Source organism: Chryseobacterium sp. C-71 (assembly GCF_020911865.1).
Lineage (GTDB): Bacteria > Bacteroidota > Bacteroidia > Flavobacteriales > Weeksellaceae > Chryseobacterium.
This window is the reverse complement of sequence record NZ_CP087131.1, coordinates 3,920,680-3,940,537: the sequence shown is the minus strand read 5'-3', so window position 1 is coordinate 3,940,537 and position 19,858 is coordinate 3,920,680. Positions and strand designations below refer to the sequence as shown.

Genomic DNA, 19,858 nt, shown 5'->3' with positions numbered 1-19,858 from the left:
AGTAAAAAAATAATAAAATGCGATCTGCACTACTAAAGCAATTGCTAATAGAATGTACCAGGTGTTCCAATTTTTAAGTTGATTGTTCATCAGTTTTTCTGTGCAGATAAAAAGTTTAAAAATAAACGCGCTGCACCAACATTTCCTGCAGGCAACTGTCTGAAAAATGCCAATGGTGTGTAAATAAAATTACCCTTTCCGTATTTCGCATATAAAGTTGACCCCTGCAGAGGCTCTTCACCCGTGTCGTGCATTTCAAAAAGCGGTTCGTATGCAGAATCCCATTTGTCTGGAAAGTATGCTCCTCTCTCCTGTACCCAACCTTTAAAATCATCCGCAGTGATTTTGTTGGGAAAGTTCAATAATTTATGATTCGGATTTAAAAACTTAACCTCAGCATTTTCTTCGGTAACACGTTTATTGGCAATACTGAAACTGTACATTCCCAATTGGTCAATGGTTGTGTCCTGATTGGTGTTGTATTGCATCACCAAATTACCTCCGTTTTTTACATAAGACCATAAAAAAGGCATCCAACGTCCTAGCTTTTTCTCTGTGTTATTGGCACGAACGCCAAATACTATAGCATCATACTGTGATAATTTGTTTTGACTACCATTTCCGGATTCATCTATGTTGCCGTAAAAATCTTCGTCTTTCAGGACATCTACCTGAATATCTGCAATTCGTAGGAAATCAGGAATGAAATCTCCTGCGCCTTGTACATAACCCACCTTTTTAACTTTAGACTGAATATCGCCTTTCATCACTGCGACTGTTGCAGGTGTAAAATATTGTAATGAAGGTAAATGCGGATACTGAATTAATACCTGTTTTTTATTATAAGTGATTCCATCTGCAACAAAATCAGCATCCAATTGCAACTGATTTGATTTTGTGGAGGCCAATTTAGCTTTTGGAATAACATAATCGACGGTAAAATCTTTTCCGTTAATCGATTTTAAATCACCACCGCCTAATCGCTCTCCGTTATACAGCAGATTTACTTTTCCATTGTTGAACTGTTTGTTGGAATTCACCTTAAAATTTAAACTCAAATGTAAATCTTCATTTTCTTTGACTAAATAAAGTGGTTGTGTAAATTTCAGTTCAAGCGCAGGAACAATACGCAAAGCTTCGACCACATCGCCACGAACAGGATCTAATTTTTTGAAAGATAAAGGCAATTTAACCTGAAACTTTTCTGAACCGATTCTTAAGCCAAGCACAACATTCAGTGGTGATTCCACTTCAGGCAAACCGATTAAAGTATCATTGAGTACAGAGAAAGTTGCCGCATTTACAGCTGGTTTTTCCAACCAATAAGGTTCTGTGAGTGCTGCATCTGCCGGAATCTGAATTTGATGCTGAATGGTAATTAAAGAATCTTTTGACAGCTTTCTATTCAGGTTTTCAGACTGATTCAGCCATTTTACATTCTCTAAAACAACAGAATTTTCAGCTCTTGAAATCAGATTTAACCTGAAATTATGACTTTCGCCGGCAACCGCTTCAGCCTGAGTGGTAACCATTTCGCCCATAAATCCGGCACAGCTTAGAATAATATTGTCGAGTGATTTAATTTTATCCTTCTTAAGGTCTGAATCTTTTAGCGTCATTACCTTTTTTCGCAAATCAAGCAAAGCAGGCAAGCTCTGTTCAGGATTATTGAAATTGAAATTCGCAATAATTTTATCTAAAGATTGGTCAATATCAGCGCTTCCTTCTTTTGTCCAGGTTTTATTGATTCCATCAAAAAGTGTTGACTTTGCAGACTCGCCATCAACATGGGAAAAATATTCAGTTTTAATTCCGGCTACAGACTGTGTTCCTGCACCCTGACTTTTATGTAAACTTCTGCTTAATCCAGCCAGTTCACCGTAGCCCATTCCCAATTGCGCATCGTATTGTCCAACCGTCACTTTCAGTTGATTTTCGGATGTTGTATTATTATTCCCAAATCGGAAAGTATTCCACAATATGCGTTTGGGTTGCCATACATTCACATATTTCAGTTGATTTGGAAAAGTTGTTTTATCGCCTGCCAACTTAAAAGCTTTTTCCGCAACCACAGCCGAAGCCGCATGTTGTCCGTGACCTGCCGCAGCAGTAGGAGGAAAACGGCAAATGATAATATCCGGACGGAATTTTCGGATGACCCAAACCACATCCGCAGTAATGCTGTTTTCGTCCCATTGTTTAAAAGTATCAGTCGTATTTTTAGAAAACCCGAAATCAATTGCACGGGTGAAAAACTGTTGAGCCCCATCTAACTTTCTTGCTTCTAAAAGCTCATGCGTTCTGATTAAACCCAATGCAGCTCCCTGTTCTGTGCCTAATAAATTTTGACCACCATCTCCTCTGGTTAAAGATAAGTAGCCCGTTTCTACATTTTGGTCGTTGATTAACCATGAAAGCAATCCTGTATTTTCATCATCGGGATGAGCCGCAAGATATAAAACTTTAGGTAAGTGTTTAAGCGTTTTGAGTTCGCGGTAAATTTCAGATGATTTTGAAGGACGAACCTGTTGGGCCGTACAAAAGAAAAAGATAAAAATACTGATTACTGGTTTGAACATTTGAATTTGCTTTGCGGGCAAATATAAGTAAATCGTTTTTCTTTCAAGCTTCAAAGAAAAGCAAAACGTATTTTGTTGACGATTTAAAAATCGGTTTTACTTTATAACGCATGATGTATTATAAACTTAAATAAGGACACCGTCTGAATGAATATTTCCATTGAACGAAAACGAGATCATTTTTAGTGAATCTTCTATAGTTTTAAAACAATCAAAAAGCAATTAATGTTGAGAGATTTTTATTTAAGCATAATTACTTTCATATGGCTACTTACGTTTTCCAATGATTTACTTTTAAACATCTAAGAGGAAGAAATAAAGTCATCAAAAAAATTATTATGTGCCACCATAAAATCAAAACTGTCAGCAGAAATTCTGCTGACAGTTTTTGGAAAGTAAAAAATTGTAAAATTAGTATCCTTCGTTCTGAACCAGATATCCTGGCGCACTTGACGCTCCATCAATCGCTGACTGCGGAATCGGGAACAATCTTTTTCTAGGATCAGCATTGGTCTTCGAAGCATAAACATCTTCAAAATGACCAAACCTAATCATGTCTGTTCTTCTGCTATATTCCCAATACAGTTCAAAACCTCTTTCACGGTAAAGTAAATCAAGATTAATTGAAGTTAAAGCGGGTGGAGTTACTTGTGGACGAGCGGTTCTAGAAGCTCTTACCAAATTAACGTCAGCTAAGGCCGCACCATTATTTCCTTTTCTTAATTGAGCTTCGGCTCTCATCAGATAAACATCAGCCAACCTTAGCAAAACAATATCAGCCTGACCTTTATTTCTTCCAGTATCTGAAGTACTGCTGAATTGATATTTTGCCACTCTATAACCATCTGAGTAATCTTTATTATTAGGATTTTCAAGATCAATATCAATACTGTGGTTCACATAGCTTGTAAAACCGTCTCTTTGCTCGATCATTGGGTAAATTTTATATTGTCCGTTTTCCATCTTGAAAGGTTGCCCATTAGCTGGATTTCTTAAACCCCACTGAATACCACGCAGAATACCTCTGTTAATTTGGTACGTTGCACCGTTTACCAGAAAATAATGATTGCCATCATTTGCTGGGCTCACTCCCGTAAGATTCTGTAAATTCTGTGGAATCACTAGGTTCTCTTTGTAAAATCTCGCATCAGCTTGCGCAGGATCTGTACTTCCGTAAGCTTGTACCCAAGTGTTATAGAAATATTTAGTTAAAGCAGGACCGTCTGTTCCGTTTGCTTTTGGGAAAGCTGCCAAAGGATACTGACTTCCAGACAATGACCAATATGCCAATCTATTGTGTGATGTCGTTAAATTTGAGCGTTGATCGATGGCAAAAATCAATTCTTTGTTTGAATGGTTATTATCATCGAAAATAGAAAAATACTCCGGAGATAAAACAAATAAACCTGAATTGATTACTTTGTTTGTGTACTCAATTACTTTATCCATATCTGTAGCAGCAAAAGTAGGCGTTCCGTAAGGATTTCTGTACACTCCTGCATTGAGATATAACTGAGCTAAAAACCCATTAACCGAAGCTTGAGAAATTCTTCCCGGACCTTTTGTATTGTCTAATTGATTGACAACTGCAAGAAATTCGCTTTCAATATAACTTACAGCATCCGCTTTTCTTAAAATAATTGATTGCTCACTTGCTGCATCTTTTTTAAAGGCAATTCCCCAATAATCAAGCATCAGCATATTGTAATACGCTCTCAGACCTCTCATTTCGGCCAAAGCCTTAGCGGCCTGAGGATCTGTAGCCGCAAGTGGCTGAAGTCTTTCGATTGCGGTAATCGTTCTTGAAAGCATTAGTGTAAAAGCATTCCAGGTATCTCTAACCACAACATTTGTGGTTGTAGTATTGTGTTGGTGAAGCTCTATATACTTTCCGCCATCGTACCAATCATTTCCGCTTCCTCTCGGAGGTAAAATTGCCTGATCCGAACTTACCAACTGTAACCCATAATTTTTTGTATGTGTGAAAGCATCCGGAAGCGGACCGTAAGCCGGAGCCATTACCGCAGAAATAATATTATCGGTCTGCACATCCAAAGATTCATCTATAATTTCTTCCGAAAGATCTGTACAGCCTACTGCAAACAGAGCGGTAAGACTTGCTATTCCTAGTAAAAATTTATTTTTCATTTTTTTCTTTTTTAAATTTTAATTAAAATCCTACGTTAACTCCAAACACGAAGCTTCTTGCTTTTGGATAGGTAGCGTAATCAATTCCGAATGACTGAATTCCACCCTGAGAAATACCTGTATTGATTTCAGGATCAAAACCTGAATATTTTGTAATCACAAATAAATTTTGCGCAGTAAGAGACAGTCTGATATTTCTTACATGATTACCAATTCCTAAAAATTTCGGGTTTAAATTATATCCTAGTGTTGCATTATTTAATCTAAAGAAATCTCCTTTCTCTAAATATCTTGTTGAAATCACATTGGTATTATTCACACTTTCGTTAGGAAATTGAGTTGCGGCATCGGTTGTATTTTGCGACAGTCCCAAACGACCTCTGGTAAATAAAGTGGAAGCAGTGTTGTTGTAGATCATGTTTCCTGAAACTCCATTAAAATTCAGCCCAAGGTCAAAATTTCTGTATGCCATTTTCACATACAAGTTATAAGTAAAATCTGGCAAAGCGCTTCCTGCTGCTACTCTATCATTATCTGTGATGATTCCGTCACCATCTACATCTCTGAAAATATTGGTACCGTTTTCACTTAATCCTACAAATTCACGTACATAAAAAGTTCCGATAGGCTCATTGTTTAAGTAACCGTTGATGACCGCATTCGTAGTTCCGGGACCTTGAGCTTCACCAGTAGAAATTACTTTATATGGAGAATCTTGCACTTTATTTTTAATAAAAGCGGCGTTGGCTCCAATACTGTAAGTGAAAGATTTGTTTCTATCACTGCTGTAGTCAAGCGCAAATTCCCAACCTGTGTTATGAATCGACATGTTCGGAATGTTTTTCCACATTGTTTCTGCCGGCTCGATTGGATCTTCAGGACTTATTTCTAAAAGAATATTGTTTGAAACTTTTTTAAAAAAATCTACCGTACCTGTCAATCTGTTGTTTAAAATCCCAAAATCAACACCTACATTGGTTTGAGTTGTTACTTCCCATTGAAGGTCAGGATTATTGGCTCTTACCAGATAAATTCCTACCGGATAATTTCCGCTGTCGTCCATTGGGTATGTTGCCATTCCGCTTCCGTCTGATGCAGATTTGTAACTTTTTTTGGTAATTTTATTTGGAATTTCCTGATTTCCGGTTCTACCCCAGCTTCCTCTTAATTTTAAATTACTGATCATATCAACATCCGAAAGAAAACTTTCTTTACTGATATTCCATCCTGCTGCAACAGATGGGAAAACTCCATAACGGTTATTTTCTCCAAATTTTGACGATCCGTCTGCTCTTACGGTAGCCGTTAATAAATATTTATCCTGATAGTCGTAGTTTACTCTTCCAAACCAAGACTGTAATTCGTTTCTGTTAGCAATAGAAGACGAAGTCATCGTCGTTTTGTCACCCGCAGGAATTTGATATTGTGGTTCAATACCATTGTTTGGGAAATTCAAATAATTCCAACCTCTTGCCACTAAGAAAAGCCTTTGGTAAGAATGCCCAGCCATCACATTAAAATCGTGGTTTTGAACTTTAAATTTATAGGTTAGATAATTCTCAACCAGTGTATTGTTATTTGTGAAATAGTTTAGGTTTAAACTTCCGTTTTCTAATGGCACAGCGTGTGGCATATTTTGTACAACTCTGTCTGCACTAGAATAATCTACACCTAAATTTAATTTATAAGTTAAACCTTTAATAATTTCAACTGACGGAGAAACATTGGCTAAAATCCTGTTGTTATTTGTAAAATCTGTGTAAATATCCTGACGTATCAGCGGATTGAAAGCTCCATTATTAAAAACAGTTGTTGGCAAACCATTGGTATATGCGGGATAAGTAGGGTTGAGCGTCAACATTGTGGAAACCATGCTTGTCACACTGGGTCTGTCGTTTTCAGTTTTACTTCCGTTGATGTTGAAATCAATATTTACCCTTCCGTCAAATGCTTTTTGAGAAACATTCACACGACCGGAATATCTTCTCAAAGAACTATTGTACAAAATCCCTTCCTGATCTTCATATCCTAAAGCTGCATAGTAATTAGAATTTTCTGTGGCTCCGGCTGCTGAGAAATTTACGTTTTTTGAAATTGCTGTACGAGTCAATTCGTCCTGCCAGTCTGTACTTCCGCCCATGTCATCAAGCTTTGCACCCATTCCCGTTACCTGCTTTCTGAATTCATCTGCACTGAAAATATTCATTTTATTGGCAAGATTAGAAACCGTCAGTGATGAAGAAAGATTCATTTCCGTTCTTCCTTTTTTTCCTTTTTTTGTGGTAATTACGATGACACCATTTGCTCCTCTCGCACCGTAGATCGCTGATGCAGACGCATCTTTCAGCACATCCATTGATGCAATATCGTCGGGATTGATGAAGTTCATCGGGTTGTTGGCAACTCCTGTATTGCTGTTATCGATTACAAAACCGTCTATAACATATAGAGGCGTAGTTCCAGAACGTAAACTTCCTACTCCACGAATCACAATGTTTTGATTGGCTCCAGGCTCACCGCTCACGTTTGCAACATTTACTCCGGCAACTTTCCCCTGAAGAAGCTGACCAACGTTAGCTACAAGACCTTTATTGAAATCTTCGCTCTTCACAGATCCGATTGCTCCGGTAACATCAGATTTCTTCTGAGAGCCGTAACCAACCATTACCACTTCATCAATGTCTTTCATTTTAGTCTCATCCTTTACAGTATCAGAGATTTTATTTTGCGCAAATGTAAAACCTACACAACTCATCAGAACTGTCGGTACCAAATAAATACGTTTCATTCTTTTTTTGTGCAAAATTAGGTTTGCCAAACGCCAGAATATGTTAATTAAGCTTTAATAAATGAATATTAAAAAGTTAATACAATGTGAATTTTATTGTTGAAAATTAAATTTCTATAAACTTTTACAACCAACTATTTTTTAAGAAACTAAAAATCAAAAAACTATCAGTTAATATTGGGTTTATGATTTATAGCAACACTTTTTGAAACATGATTTGTAAGTAATTTTGCACACTAATTTCATCTTAATTCAAATTATCAACAAATCAAACATTATGAAATTTATTTACACAATTACCAATTTCAATAAAGCAATATTTCCCTCTTTGCTTCTTTTCACAACATTAATTACAGCACAAACCCAAAAACCCCTTAATATTATTTTTATGATTGGTGATGGGATGGGTGTTTCTCAAGTCACTTCAGCATTCTATTTCGGAAATTCAGAACCCAACTTTCAGAAGTTTAACGTTGTCGGTCTTTCTGAAACTTCCTCAACCAGCGATTGGGTTACCGATTCTGCTGCCGGAGCAACTGCTCTATCAACTGGTGAAAAAACTTACAAACGTGCAATTGGGGTAAATAAAGATTCAATTGCATTACCCACTATATTAGAACAACTTCAGAAAAAAAAATACCAAACGGGATTGGTTAGTTTAACGAGCATTACTCATGCAACACCCGCTTCTTATTATGCTCACGTAAAAGACAGAGATCTTCACGAGGATATTGCTCTAGATTTGGTAAAAGCAAACGTAAATTTCTTAGCTGGCGGCGGTTTAAAATTCTTCAATAAAAGAAAAGATGGAAAAAATCTTTTGAATGAATTTAAAAAACTCAATTACAATATAGATACTCTGAAACTTTCAAAACCGATTCAAAATAAAAACAACTTCTACCTCCTAGCGCAGGACGAACTTCCCAATAAAGTTCAGGGAAGAGGCGATTTCCTTCCTGAAGCTACACAGACGGCTTTAGATTATTTATCAAAGAATAATAAACCATTCTTTCTTATGGTGGAAGGTTCGTTTATCGATTGGGGCGGTCATGCAAAAGATGGCGAAATGATGGTGAAAGAAGTTTTAGACTTCGACAAAACAATTGGTGTGGTGATGGAATTCATCAAAAAAAATCCAAATACATTATTAGTTGTTACAGCAGACCACGAAACAGGCGGTGCAAGCATCGGAAAATATTCGGAAAAAGATCCGGTGACAGGGAAGGAAAAAGAAATCGGAAATAAAGTGCAGGTGAATTTCATCGACAATCAACATACAGCGGCTTTGGTTCCTGTGTTTGCGATGGGAAAAAATCAAGAGCTTTTCTCTGGCGTTTACCCAAACAACACCATCTATCACAAGCTTGTTGAAGCATTGAAAAAAAACGGAATTTCTATTAAATAATTTGAATTTTACTACAATCTTATGTGCTTACATTTAAAAAAAATCACAGGCTTTATCACTCTGCTTTTTGTTGCGACTGTTTTTGGTCAAACCACAAAAGTACACTCTCATAATGATTACGAACAAAAAGTTCCTTTTTGGTATGCGTTAGGTTCGGGTTCAAATTCAATTGAGGTAGATGTTTTTCTTGAAAACAACGAGCTTTTTGTCGCCCACGACAAAAAAAATATAACCAAAGAACGGACTTTTGAAAGTTTATATCTGAATTCTATTGATAAAGCTTTAGGAATGAACATGATCACGCAGGAATCTCTACAGATTTTGATTGATATAAAGACAGATGCAAAAATAACCTTGCAACAGATCGTAAAATCGATTGAGAAATATCCTGCATTGACTGCTCAAAAAAAAGTAAGTTTTGTTATTTCAGGAAATCAGCCAAAACCCGAAGAATATGCTTCTTATCCTGAATTCATTGTCTTTGATTATCAAAAATTGGATAATTTAACAGCAGATCAATGGAAGAAAGTTGCCTTGGTAAGTTTAAGCTTTCCGCAGTATTCTAAATGGAACGGTAAAGGTGGATTAACGGAAGAAGATTTGCCGAAAATAACCGAAGTCATCAAAAAAGCGAAATCTTTTGGGAAACCATTCAGATTCTGGGCGATTCCCGACGGGAAAACTTCATGGGAATTTTTCACACACAACGGCGTTGATTTTATTAATACAGATCATCCGAAAGAATGTGTGGAATATGTAAATTCTTTGGAGAAAAGAACTTTTAAGAATAATCTGTTCTCAGAAGTTTATCAGCCTAAATTTTCCTATTTGAGGAAAAATGTTCCTGTGAAAAATATTATTTTGTTGATTGGTGACGGGAACGGTCTTTCAGAAATTTCTTCATCCGTTTTAGCAAATAAAGGTGAACTTACTTTAACACAGCTTAAAAATATTGGATTAATTAAAACTTCTTCCACAGACAATTTCACTACAGATTCTGCAGCAGGAGCAACCGCTTTTGCAACCGGAAAGAAAACAAAAAACAGATTTATCGGAGTAGATTCTGAGGGGCAAAAAACGGCAAACCTTACCGAAATTCTTTCAGAAAAAGGTTTCAGCACCGGAATTATTACGACTGACGAAATTATGGGAGCTACACCTTCTGCATTTTATGCTCATCAAAAAGACCGTGGTATGGAAAAGGAAATTGTTCAGGATTTGCCAAAATCAAAACTCAATTTTTTCGCAGCGGGTGGTAAATCTAAAGTTTCGGGTCTGCATGATTTTAAATTAGCAGAAAGCACGAAGCAGGTTGCAGAAAGTAAAGCAGATCGTCTGGCTTATTATCTTTCTGATAACGGTGTTCCACAAGTTTTGAAAGGTCGAGGCAATCTTTTGGCCGAAACTGTAGAAAGTGGGCTTCAATTTTTAAAAAGCAAGAAAAAACCATTCTTCATCATGATTGAGGCGGCGCAAATTGACAGCGGCGGTCACAGCAATAATGTAGGAACTATCGTCACTGAAGGGATTGATTTTGACAGAGCGATTACAAAAGCAATACAGTTTGCAGATCAAAACCCAGGAACTTTGGTGATCATTACTGCAGATCACGAGACAGGTGGTTTTAGTATTCCTAATGGTGATTTGAAAACGAGCACTATTGAAGGTGATTTTACGACAGACGATCACTCAGCTACATTAATTCCTGTGTTTTCCTACGGTTCAGGCTCAGAAATTTTCACAGGAGTATATGAGAATAATGAGATTTTTCATAAAATATTAAAAGTTTTGAAAGTAAATTAGTATTCTAATTATTTTTCTAAAATATACAGTTTTGAAAAAACATTTTTCTATTCATCTTTTGGTTGCTTTACTGCTTTCGCTAAACGTATTTGCACAACATCAAGCGAGTCAAATAGCATTTTTGGCAGATGTTCATTTTCAGGATCTTTACGGAGACTTTTCAGATAATACATTCAGAGGGGCAGAAAATCCAAAAACCAAAAAGAAAACCTTATTGAGAACAATGGATTCTCAGCTCCATTCGACAAGAATTTTTAATGAAAATTATTTTGCTTTTCTGGCAGCTTTGGATGATGTTGCAAAACGGGGAATTAAAATCGTCGCACTTCCCGGTGATTATACTGATGACGGACAAGCCTACAATTTAAGAGGATTAAAACGGATTTTAAATGAGTATGAGAAAAAGTATGGGATGAGGTTTTTTATTACCACAGGAAATCACGATCCGGTAAGTCCGTTTTTGAAGGATGGTGGTAAATCTGATTTTTTAGGCGAAAATGGAAGCCCTGTTAATATTTTCAGTAATAAAAATTTAGTTCAAAATAATGGTCAGGAAACCTTCATCACCAAAGATATTGCGATGTCTGGCTATCTTGAAATTATGAACGAGCTCAAAGAATTTGGGTTCTCCCCTTCTGAAAAAGATCTGTTTTGGGAAACTCCATTTAATCATAATTCTTACGAAGATTATAGTTTTAAAAAGGCTTTAAAAAATTCAGAATATTCCAACAGAATATATGAAGTCAGTCAGGGATTTTCTGTTCCTGATTTGAGTTATGTGGTAGAACCTGTAAAAGGAATTTGGCTTTTAGCAATTGACGGAAATACCTATTTACCAAAAAATAGTAATGGAAATCCAATAGATCCTAATAATTTTCATGGTGCTTCCGTTGGATACAACAATGTACTTACCAATAAAAAACATTTGATTGATTGGGTGAAAAATATTTCAAAAGAAGCAGAAAAAAACAGCAAAGTTCTCATTGCTTTTACGCATTATCCGATGCTTGATTACAATGACGGAGCTTCTGAAGATATTAAAAATTTATTAGGTAAAAATAAATGGCAGCTTGACAGAGTACCAAGTGATCAGGTTGCTCAGGTTTTTGCCGATGCAGGACTGAAACTTCATTTCGCAGGCCATATGCACATCAACGACACCGGAATCAAAAAGTTTGAAAACGGAAAAATGCTGGTCAATATTCAGGTTCCTTCGTTGGCAGCTTATCTTCCGGGATATAAAATTTTAACAGTGAATTCTCCCACAGATTTTGAAGTGGAAACGGTTTCTATTACTGATGTTCCCCATTTTGATGAGCTATTTCCTTTGTATCAGAAAGAGTTTGATGCTTTAAAAAGTCGGAATACAAAAGATATTTGGAACATTGACATTTTAAAAACAAAGAATTATCACGATTTCACATTATTTCATATAAAAGAACTGGTGCGACTGAGATTTGTTCCTTCAGATTGGCCTAAAGATTTTATTAAGAAAGCTTCCAAACTTTCAGGAGAAGATTTACTTTATTTAAGTATTGACACCGCAAATTCAAATAAAATAAATGCAGAAAAATCTAAAACATGGAATTTTGAAGATGCTTTATTAAATCTTTATCAGTTGCAGTCTGCAGACGAATTAGCAAAAAAAGACATTCCTGAAAAACGTCTTTCACAATTCAAAATTTTGCACGAAAATTTCGAAAAACTGAATACAGAAGATGAATTTCTAAATCAGCTGAAAACATTCTTCAAAATTTTAAATAAACTATCTTCGGGAGATCCCGCAGACCATTTCAAAATTGATTTTAAGAAAAGGAATTTAAAAAAAATTGATGAATAGTATAATAAACAACCTAATCAATTATTTATCCGTAAAGCCAAAAATATTTTTTTTGATGGACAGTTTGGGTGCATTTTTCACTGCATTTTTTCTATTTGCTGTAATGCGAAGTCTAAACGTCTATTTTGGAATGCCTGAAATTGTATTGACTTATCTTTCTGCAATAGCAGGTCTTTTTTGTATATATTCTTTCTCTTGTTTTTTATTTTTAAAAGAAAGGTGGGCACTTTTCATCAGGATTATTGCTGTTGCGAACTTTCTTTATTGTGTCGCAACATTAGGATTATTGATTAAATATTATTCTTTCCTGACAATATTAGGAACCACCTATTTTTTGACCGAAATAATAGTTATTACCTTACTTGGTTTTGTTGAACTTAAAGTGGCGAGATCAAGAATGTAAAACATAAACTACTTTAACAATTTCACAATATTCATCTTATAAATTTTGCCAATAGGAATTTGGTAATTCGAAATAAATATGATGTTTCCTTCAACACTTTTAATCTGCTTTGGAGCAACCGCAAATGATTTATGAACTTGCACAAAATCGTTTTTAGGCAATTGTTCTAAAAAAGTAGAGAATTTTTCACGAATGGTAATGGTTTCGGTCGTGGTTACTATTTTGATGTAGTTTCCTGTTGCTTCGATGTATAAAATATTTTCTGTTTCCAGTTGAATGTGTTTTTTATTGCTTTGGACAAAAATGCGGTTAGAAGCCTCACTTTTTTCATTAGTTACAACCTTTTGATCAACAGAACCAATCGCTTTATTTACAGCTTTTAAAAATCGTTCAAAACCAAAAGGTTTGAGCAAATAATCTGAAATATTGTGTTCGTATCCTTCCAAAGCAAATTCGTTGTAAGCAGTTGTTACAATTACTTTTGGTGGATTTTGCAATGTTTTCAGAAATTCAAAACCTTTCAAAACAGGCATGTTCAAATCTAAAAAAATTAAATCTACTTTGTTTTTGCTCAGATAATCAAATGCTTCCAAAGCATCATAACAGTTTTTCATCAACTGCATATTCGGCAATAAATCGCAATATCCTTTAATGATGTCGTGGGCAATAGGTTCGTCATCGATGATTAAATAGCTTATCATAATTGTTTCAAAATTAGTTGAGCTTTATAAATATTTTCATTTACCGAAAAAGTCAATTCGTGCTGATTGGGGTAAATTAATTCTAATCTTCTTTTCAGATTTTTTAAGCCAATTCCGGATTGATTTTCAGTTTTTTCAAAATTGTTTTCAATCGAAAAAAAGATTTCGTTTTTAGAAGTGGTCAAACTCATTTTTATATATGCATTCTCTCTCAAATTTTCGACCCCGTGTTTGAAAGCGTTTTCTAAAAGGATGATAAATAATAAAGGAACAACTTTTTGATTTTCATCAATATTACAATAAAAATCAACGCTTATCAGTTTATGGTAACGCATTTTGTGGAGTTCAACATAGTTTTTCAAAAAATCAATTTCCTCCTGAATCTTTACTGTTTCTTTTTCGCCTTCATAAATGCTATAACGCATCATATCTGAAAGTTTCAGTATCAATTCTTGTGCTTTTTTGGGATCTTTTGCCACCAAACCATATAAATTATTGAGCGTATTGAAAAAGAAATGCGGACTGACCTGGCTTTTCAAAAGCATCAATTCGGCTTTCATTTTTTCTTTTTTCAGTTTGGTGATAAAAATAATTTCCCGAACTAACCAAACTACACCCAAACAAAAAAGCAAAACGTAGTAGCAAATTACAATGATGGCAACTTTCGGGTGATAATTTCCTAAAAATACGACGGATTTGTTTTCCGTAAAGATTACTTCATAAGCCGTAATCATTACAGGAACAACTGCTATTGCCAATAATGCAATCACAATCCATTTTATATTTCTTTTAAGAGCCGTCATACTGCAATATTACGACTATAAACAAGCCTCTGCAAGCATGTTGACAAACGACAGCCAAAGCGTTTTGAAATGATGAAAATGAGTGATGAAAACACTTTGAACTTATGCAAATACTGTTTATGTATTTACAGAGGTTATTTGTCACAATTGTTTTAGAAACTGAATAAGCATTAATAGGTTTACAAAAATTAATTGAAAAATGAAAAAGAGATTTTTGAGATATGCAAAACATATCATTATCACATTTGTAGTAATAGGAGTTATTGCTGTTTCATTCGGATTGTATCACGGAGCCAGTTTTCGGTATGCGGAAAATCCTGAAATGATGAATTGGGACAAAGACGGTCCTTATGTTTTAACTAAAAATGATAGCATTGTTAGTGTAAATTACATCAGGGGAAATCAGGATGATGGGTTTTATTTAGACCAAAAAGAGTATCCTTTGGATTCAAAAATATCAACCTATTGCTATTTCCCATTAGATTCAACACGATTTGAATTTACCTTAAATAACAAAATCGAAATTCCTAAAAATACCTATAACGACAATTCTAAAATTTTAGCTATTTCTGATATTGAAAGCGGTTTTAAAACTTTTCGTGATTTTTTGATTACCAATAAAGTCGTTGACAATAAGCTAAATTGGACATTTGGAAATGGGCATCTTGTTTTGCTCGGAGATTTTGTAGATAGAGATTTTTCAACTACGCAAGTGCTTTGGTTTATTTACAAACTGGAGCAAGAAGCAAAAGAAAAAGGCGGAAATGTTCATTACATTTTGGGAAACCACGAATTGAAAAATATGCAGGGAAATTTTGAAAATACTTCGCTCAAATATTATCACGTTGCTTCTATTTTAAAAAAGCAACAAACCGAATTGTTTAGTACCAATTCATTTCTTGGAAGATGGATGTCGAGCAAAAATTCAATTGAAAAAATTAACGAAATTCTCTTTGCACATGGCGGAATACATCCAGATTTAGCAGGTTACAAAACAAATTTGGACGAAATCAATCAAATTATTCGTAGCAATTATTATAAACCTTACTATCCGAATCCGCAGAAAAATTTGGAGCAATTGTTAATTTCTTCTCACAAAGGAATTGCTTGGTACAGAGGTTATTTTAAAGATGATTTGACTCAGGAAGAAGTAGAACGAGGATTAAATAAATTCAGTGCAAAATCAATCGTTGTTGGGCATACACTACAATCAAAAGTCAATAGAAAATACAAGGAAAAAGTAATAGGAATTGATGTAAAACACCCAAAAGATTACTCTAAAAGTCTTCCCAACCAAAAATCAGAAGGTCTGTTGATTGAAGGAAATAAATATTACAGAGTTTTGCATAATGGAGAAAAGAAAGAGATATAGAATGAACCTCTTTATATTAAATCACCAAAAAGCCTTATTTAATCTAATTGTGTTTGCATTGCAGTTGTTTTGCTATTGGTATTGATTTATCTTAGACCAAGTTAAACCTTAAAATGAGTTTCCGTTGCATTCATAGCACGCAACGGAAACTAAACTACTACCCATTTTTTTATTTAATGGTTTCTAATTTCTGAATCATTGCTTTTGCCGATTCCGAATTTGGATCTAACGCTAAAGCCTTCTGATATGATTTTAATGCATTTCCTTTATCGCCGTTTATCAAGTAGGCTTCACCAAGACTATCCCAAGTATTAGATTTGTCTGGAAATAATTTTGCGTTTTCCTGAAATACTATTAATCTGCTTTGGAGCAACTGCAAATGATATATGAACTTTATAATATATCATTTACAAAATTTTCCACTTAATGATATTACAATTTTTTTTAAATGGCATTCTAAAAATCAATGCGGTAGCTTATCTCTGAAATATCCATAAACCCAAGTTCCGAAAACAGCACTCAGCAAAGTAATAATAACCGCAAAAGCTCCTGTTCCGATTTGTGCGAATAAAGGACCTGGGCAAGCACCCGTGATTGCCCAGCCAAATCCGAAGATCAAACCTCCGTAAATTTGTCCTTTGTTAAATGTTTTCGGAGCAATTGAAATTTTTTCTCCGTAAATGGTTTTTATTTTAAATTTTTTGATGATCCAAACGGAAATCATGCCAGTAACAATTGCGCTTCCAATCACGCCGTACATATGAAAAGACTGCAAACGAAACATTTCCTGAATTCTGAACCAGCTGATGATCTCAGCTTTCACAAACACGATTCCGAACAAAACACCAACTATTAAATATTTCAAATTGTGATACCATTTGTGCTGAAGATGGCTTTCGTTGGTGCAAATGGTATCTTGGTGACGTATATCTGTTTCTTTTTTCATTATTAAATAAGTTTAAAGTGAAAGAATGATGGGCAAAATCACATTTGCCATTAAAAAACCGCCGATCATAAAGCAGATTGTTGCCACCAAAGACGGCCATTGCAGATTTGACAATCCCATTATTGCGTGTCCGCTTGTACAACCTCCTGCATATCGGGTTCCGAAGCCAACCAAAAATCCGCCGACAACCATCAGAATGAATCCTTTTAACGTCAATAAACTATCAAAATTCATCAGTTGTGTCGGGACAAGATTGCTATAATCTGTGATCCCATAGGTTGCCAATTCTGCTTTAAGGTTTTGATTGACTGTAATTTCTCCTGGATTCATCAGCAAATGAGCGGCAATCATTCCTCCGAAGAAAATTCCGAGGACAAAGAATAAATTCCAGGATTCTTTTTTCCAGTCGTATTTGAAAAAACTCACATTTGCCGGAATACAGGCTGCACAAATATGTCGCAATGACGAACTGATTCCGAAAGATTTATTGCCTAAGATCAACAAAGCCGGAACGGTAAGACCAATCAGAGGACCTGCGATATACCACGGCCAGGGTTCTTTTATGATATCTAACATTAATTTACTTATTTAATTCAAAATTACTTCAAAACTTTACTTTGACAAACGAAATCGCTTTTGGGAACACCAGTTTGTGCGATTGCATTAAATCCACCTTCAATTTCGGTAAAATTTCGGTAACCTCTTGCCAGAAGAATGCTCGCCGCCATCATACTTCTATACCCGCCTGCACAATGAAGATAAAAATGTTCGGTCGGTTCAAGATGATTAATCCACTCATTGATATAAGCTAAAGGCTTATTGTAGGCTTCATCGACGTGTTCCGCTTCATACTCACTTTCTTTTCTTACATCGATAATTTTCACTTCTTTATTTTCAATTTCCTTTTCAAAATCTGTAGCAGAAATTCGATGAACTTTGTCAATTTCTTTTCCGCTGTTTTTCCAGGCTTCAAAACCACCTTTCAGAAAACCCAAAACGTTGTCAAACCCTACTCTGCTGAGTCTTGTGACCGTTTCCTCCTCATTATTTTCATCAGTAACCAATAAAATAGGTTGTTTGACATCAACAATCAAAGCGCCGACCCAAGGTGCAAAATCTCCGTCTAATCCGATATTAATCGATTGAGGAACAAATCCTTTAGCAAAATCATTATTATTTCTGACATCCAGAATCAAAGCACCTGAGTGTTCTGCGGTTTCCTCAAATTCTTCACGAGAAAGAGCGTGAAGACCTTTTGACAAAACCTCATCAAAACTGTCGTAGCCTTTTTTATTCATCGCTACATTCATCCCGAAATAAGCTGGTGGAGGAAGAAGCCCGTCTGTAACAGCTTTTATGAAGCTTTCTTTATCTTTTTGATTCAACGCATAATTGGTTTTCTTTTGATTGCCCAACGTATCAACCGTCTCTTTCTGCATATTTTTTCCGCAGGCAGAACCCGCTCCGTGCGCAGGATAAACGATAATTTCATCGTTCAAAGGCAGAATTTTTTGGTATAAACTTTCATAAAGAAGTCCTGCCAATTCTTCCTGAGTCATATTTGCCGCTTTCTGAGCCAGATCCGGACGACCGACATCGCCAAGAAACAAAGTGTCTCCACTGAAAAGTGCTTTTTCTTTTCCGTTTTCATCGATTAATAAAAAGGAAGAGCTTTCCATCGTATGTCCTGGTGTATGCAAAACTTTTATTTTGATTTTTCCGATTTCAAAGATCTGTCCGTCTTCAGCAATAATGGCTTCAAATTCGGGATTTGCAGTTGGTCCGTACACGATTGGTGCTTTTGTTTTTTTACTTAAATCAACGTGGCCACTCACAAAATCTGCGTGAAAATGGGTTTCAAAAATGTATTTAAGTTTTACATTGTCTTTTTCCAGTCTTTCGATGTAAGGCTGGGTTTCTCTTAAAGGATCAATGATCGCAGCTTCACCATTTGAAACAATGTAATAAGCTCCCTGAGCGAGACATCCTGTATAAATCTGTTCTATTTGCATTTTGATATTTTTTATTTAATTTTAATTTGATACAAATTTCAGGGTTTGAATTCTGTTGTACAGCTACTTTTGTTACATAAGAGTTTTAATTAATTATCTCCTATTTTGAAACACCGAATGATTGCAGCCCGACTTGAACGGAGCTCTTTTTGTGAGGAGGAACGACGAGCAAAAAAGCAGGAGTGGAAGGCGGATAAAGCTGCCCAAAAATTATTGATTGTTAGATATTTAAAAGAAAAGTTCTTTGATAATAATGTAAATTCCCATCACCAGAATAAACCATCCGAATACAGGTTTCAGTTTTTTACCATCAATTTTTTTGGATAATTGCGATCCAATGATAATTCCAACGATGGCAATTGCGGTGATGGTTGCTAATAAATTCCATTCGATTTTGACCTGATTCATTGATGAAAAAAATCCGATCAGAGAATTTAAAGAAATGATGACCAGAGAAGTTCCGATGGCAGTTTTCATTGGCGTTTTCAGAAGATTGACCAAGGCAGGAATGATCATAAATCCACCTCCTGCGCCTACTAAACCGGTGAAAACTCCGACTATTGAACCTTCTCCTGCAGCCAAAAGCGTTTTGTGATTTTCTGAATGATTAGTTTCATTTGTTATTTCAACTTGTTTTTGAATCATTTTATAAGAGGCAATGATCATTAGGCATGGAAAAACCAACAGCAGAAATAGATTCTTGGTGACTATGAGGTTTCCAAGACTGAAAATATCATCAGGAATCAAAGGCAAAAGGTATTTACGGGTAAGGAAAATAGAAATGATTGATGGAACGCCAAAAATAAATGCCGTTTTGAGATCGACTAATCCTTTTTTAAAGTAAGAAACCGAGCCAACCAAACTGCTGATTCCGACAATGAAAAGTGAATATTCTGTTGCCAGAAAAGCGTCAATTCCGAAGAGATAAACCAAAACAGGAACGGTAAGAATACTTCCGCCACCGCCTATTAATCCTAAAGAAATACCTATAAAAATAGATGCTACATATCCGAAAATTTCCATTTTTTAACTTTTATAGAGCAAAAATGGAAATATCT

At 35.4% G+C, this 19,858-nt stretch carries 15 protein-coding genes; 5 read left to right on the top strand and 10 right to left on the bottom strand.

Translation table 11 applies throughout. The features are described 5' to 3' along the window. Positions 1-89 precede the first annotated feature (89 nt). From LNP04_RS18250 to LNP04_RS18240, 3 genes are all read right to left on the bottom strand, one after another. On the bottom strand, positions 90-2,579 hold the full coding sequence (locus LNP04_RS18250) for a PIG-L family deacetylase (protein ID WP_229984304.1): 2,490 nt from the start codon (positions 2,577-2,579) through the stop codon (positions 90-92). A 411-nt stretch (positions 2,580-2,990) separates the two neighbouring features. Beyond that, positions 2,991-4,727: a RagB/SusD family nutrient uptake outer membrane protein gene (locus LNP04_RS18245; protein WP_229984303.1), complete on the bottom strand. Its 1,737-nt coding sequence runs from the start codon at positions 4,725-4,727 to the stop codon at positions 2,991-2,993. Positions 4,728-4,749: 22 nt separating this feature from the next. Next, positions 4,750-7,515: a SusC/RagA family TonB-linked outer membrane protein gene (locus LNP04_RS18240; RefSeq protein ID WP_229984302.1), complete on the bottom strand. Its 2,766-nt coding sequence runs from the start codon at positions 7,513-7,515 to the stop codon at positions 4,750-4,752. A gap of 277 nt (positions 7,516-7,792) precedes the next feature. On the opposite strand from LNP04_RS18240, the gene LNP04_RS18235 reads away from it, so the two are divergent. From LNP04_RS18235 to LNP04_RS18220, 4 genes are read left to right on the top strand one after another with little or no spacing between them, the layout of a single operon-like run. Next, complete coding sequence (locus LNP04_RS18235; protein WP_229984301.1) at positions 7,793-8,920, top strand: alkaline phosphatase; 1,128 nt, start codon at positions 7,793-7,795, stop codon at positions 8,918-8,920. A 21-nt stretch (positions 8,921-8,941) separates the two neighbouring features. Beyond that, positions 8,942-10,723, top strand: a complete 1,782-nt coding sequence (locus LNP04_RS18230) for an alkaline phosphatase (protein ID WP_229984300.1) — start codon at positions 8,942-8,944, stop codon at positions 10,721-10,723. A 31-nt stretch (positions 10,724-10,754) separates the two neighbouring features. After that, positions 10,755-12,563 (top strand): metallophosphoesterase, encoded by a 1,809-nt coding sequence (locus tag LNP04_RS18225; RefSeq protein ID WP_229984299.1) that lies wholly within the window; start codon positions 10,755-10,757, stop codon positions 12,561-12,563. Further along, positions 12,556-12,966, top strand: coding sequence for a hypothetical protein (locus tag LNP04_RS18220; protein WP_229984298.1), 411 nt, complete (start codon positions 12,556-12,558; stop codon positions 12,964-12,966). The genes LNP04_RS18225 and LNP04_RS18220 overlap by 8 nt, the downstream gene beginning before the upstream one ends. A gap of 8 nt (positions 12,967-12,974) precedes the next feature. On the opposite strand, the gene LNP04_RS18215 is transcribed toward LNP04_RS18220, so the two are convergent. Together LNP04_RS18215 and LNP04_RS18210 are read right to left on the bottom strand one after the other, a co-directional pair. Next, the gene (locus tag LNP04_RS18215) at positions 12,975-13,667 is read right to left on the bottom strand and encodes a LytTR family DNA-binding domain-containing protein (RefSeq protein ID WP_229984297.1); all 693 of its coding nucleotides are present in this window, start codon (positions 13,665-13,667) and stop codon (positions 12,975-12,977) included. Then, entirely contained in the window at positions 13,664-14,470 is an 807-nt protein-coding gene (locus LNP04_RS18210; protein WP_229984296.1) for a sensor histidine kinase, read from the bottom strand. The genes LNP04_RS18215 and LNP04_RS18210 overlap by 4 nt, the downstream gene beginning before the upstream one ends. A 199-nt stretch (positions 14,471-14,669) precedes the next feature. Between LNP04_RS18210 and LNP04_RS18205 the strand changes: the two genes are divergently transcribed. Further along, positions 14,670-15,842, top strand: a complete 1,173-nt coding sequence (locus LNP04_RS18205) for a metallophosphoesterase (protein ID WP_229984295.1) — start codon at positions 14,670-14,672, stop codon at positions 15,840-15,842. Between the two features lie 169 nt (positions 15,843-16,011). Here LNP04_RS18205 and LNP04_RS18200 read toward each other — a convergent pair whose 3' ends face one another. From LNP04_RS18200 to LNP04_RS18180, 5 genes are all read right to left on the bottom strand, one after another. Next, positions 16,012-16,221 (bottom strand): tetratricopeptide repeat protein, encoded by a 210-nt coding sequence (locus LNP04_RS18200; RefSeq protein WP_229984294.1) that lies wholly within the window; start codon positions 16,219-16,221, stop codon positions 16,012-16,014. An 84-nt stretch (positions 16,222-16,305) separates the two neighbouring features. Further along, positions 16,306-16,788: a DUF6691 family protein gene (locus LNP04_RS18195; RefSeq protein WP_229984293.1), complete on the bottom strand. Its 483-nt coding sequence runs from the start codon at positions 16,786-16,788 to the stop codon at positions 16,306-16,308. A 12-nt stretch (positions 16,789-16,800) separates the two neighbouring features. Continuing rightward, positions 16,801-17,364: a YeeE/YedE family protein gene (locus tag LNP04_RS18190; protein ID WP_229984292.1), complete on the bottom strand. Its 564-nt coding sequence runs from the start codon at positions 17,362-17,364 to the stop codon at positions 16,801-16,803. Positions 17,365-17,387: 23 nt separating this feature from the next. Further along, a complete protein-coding gene (locus tag LNP04_RS18185; protein ID WP_229984291.1) occupies positions 17,388-18,800 on the bottom strand; it encodes a rhodanese-like domain-containing protein in 1,413 nt (470 codons plus the stop codon). Positions 18,801-19,028: 228 nt separating this feature from the next. Continuing rightward, a complete protein-coding gene (locus LNP04_RS18180) occupies positions 19,029-19,823 on the bottom strand; it encodes a sulfite exporter TauE/SafE family protein (RefSeq protein WP_229984290.1) in 795 nt (264 codons plus the stop codon). Positions 19,824-19,858: the final 35 nt, after the last annotated feature.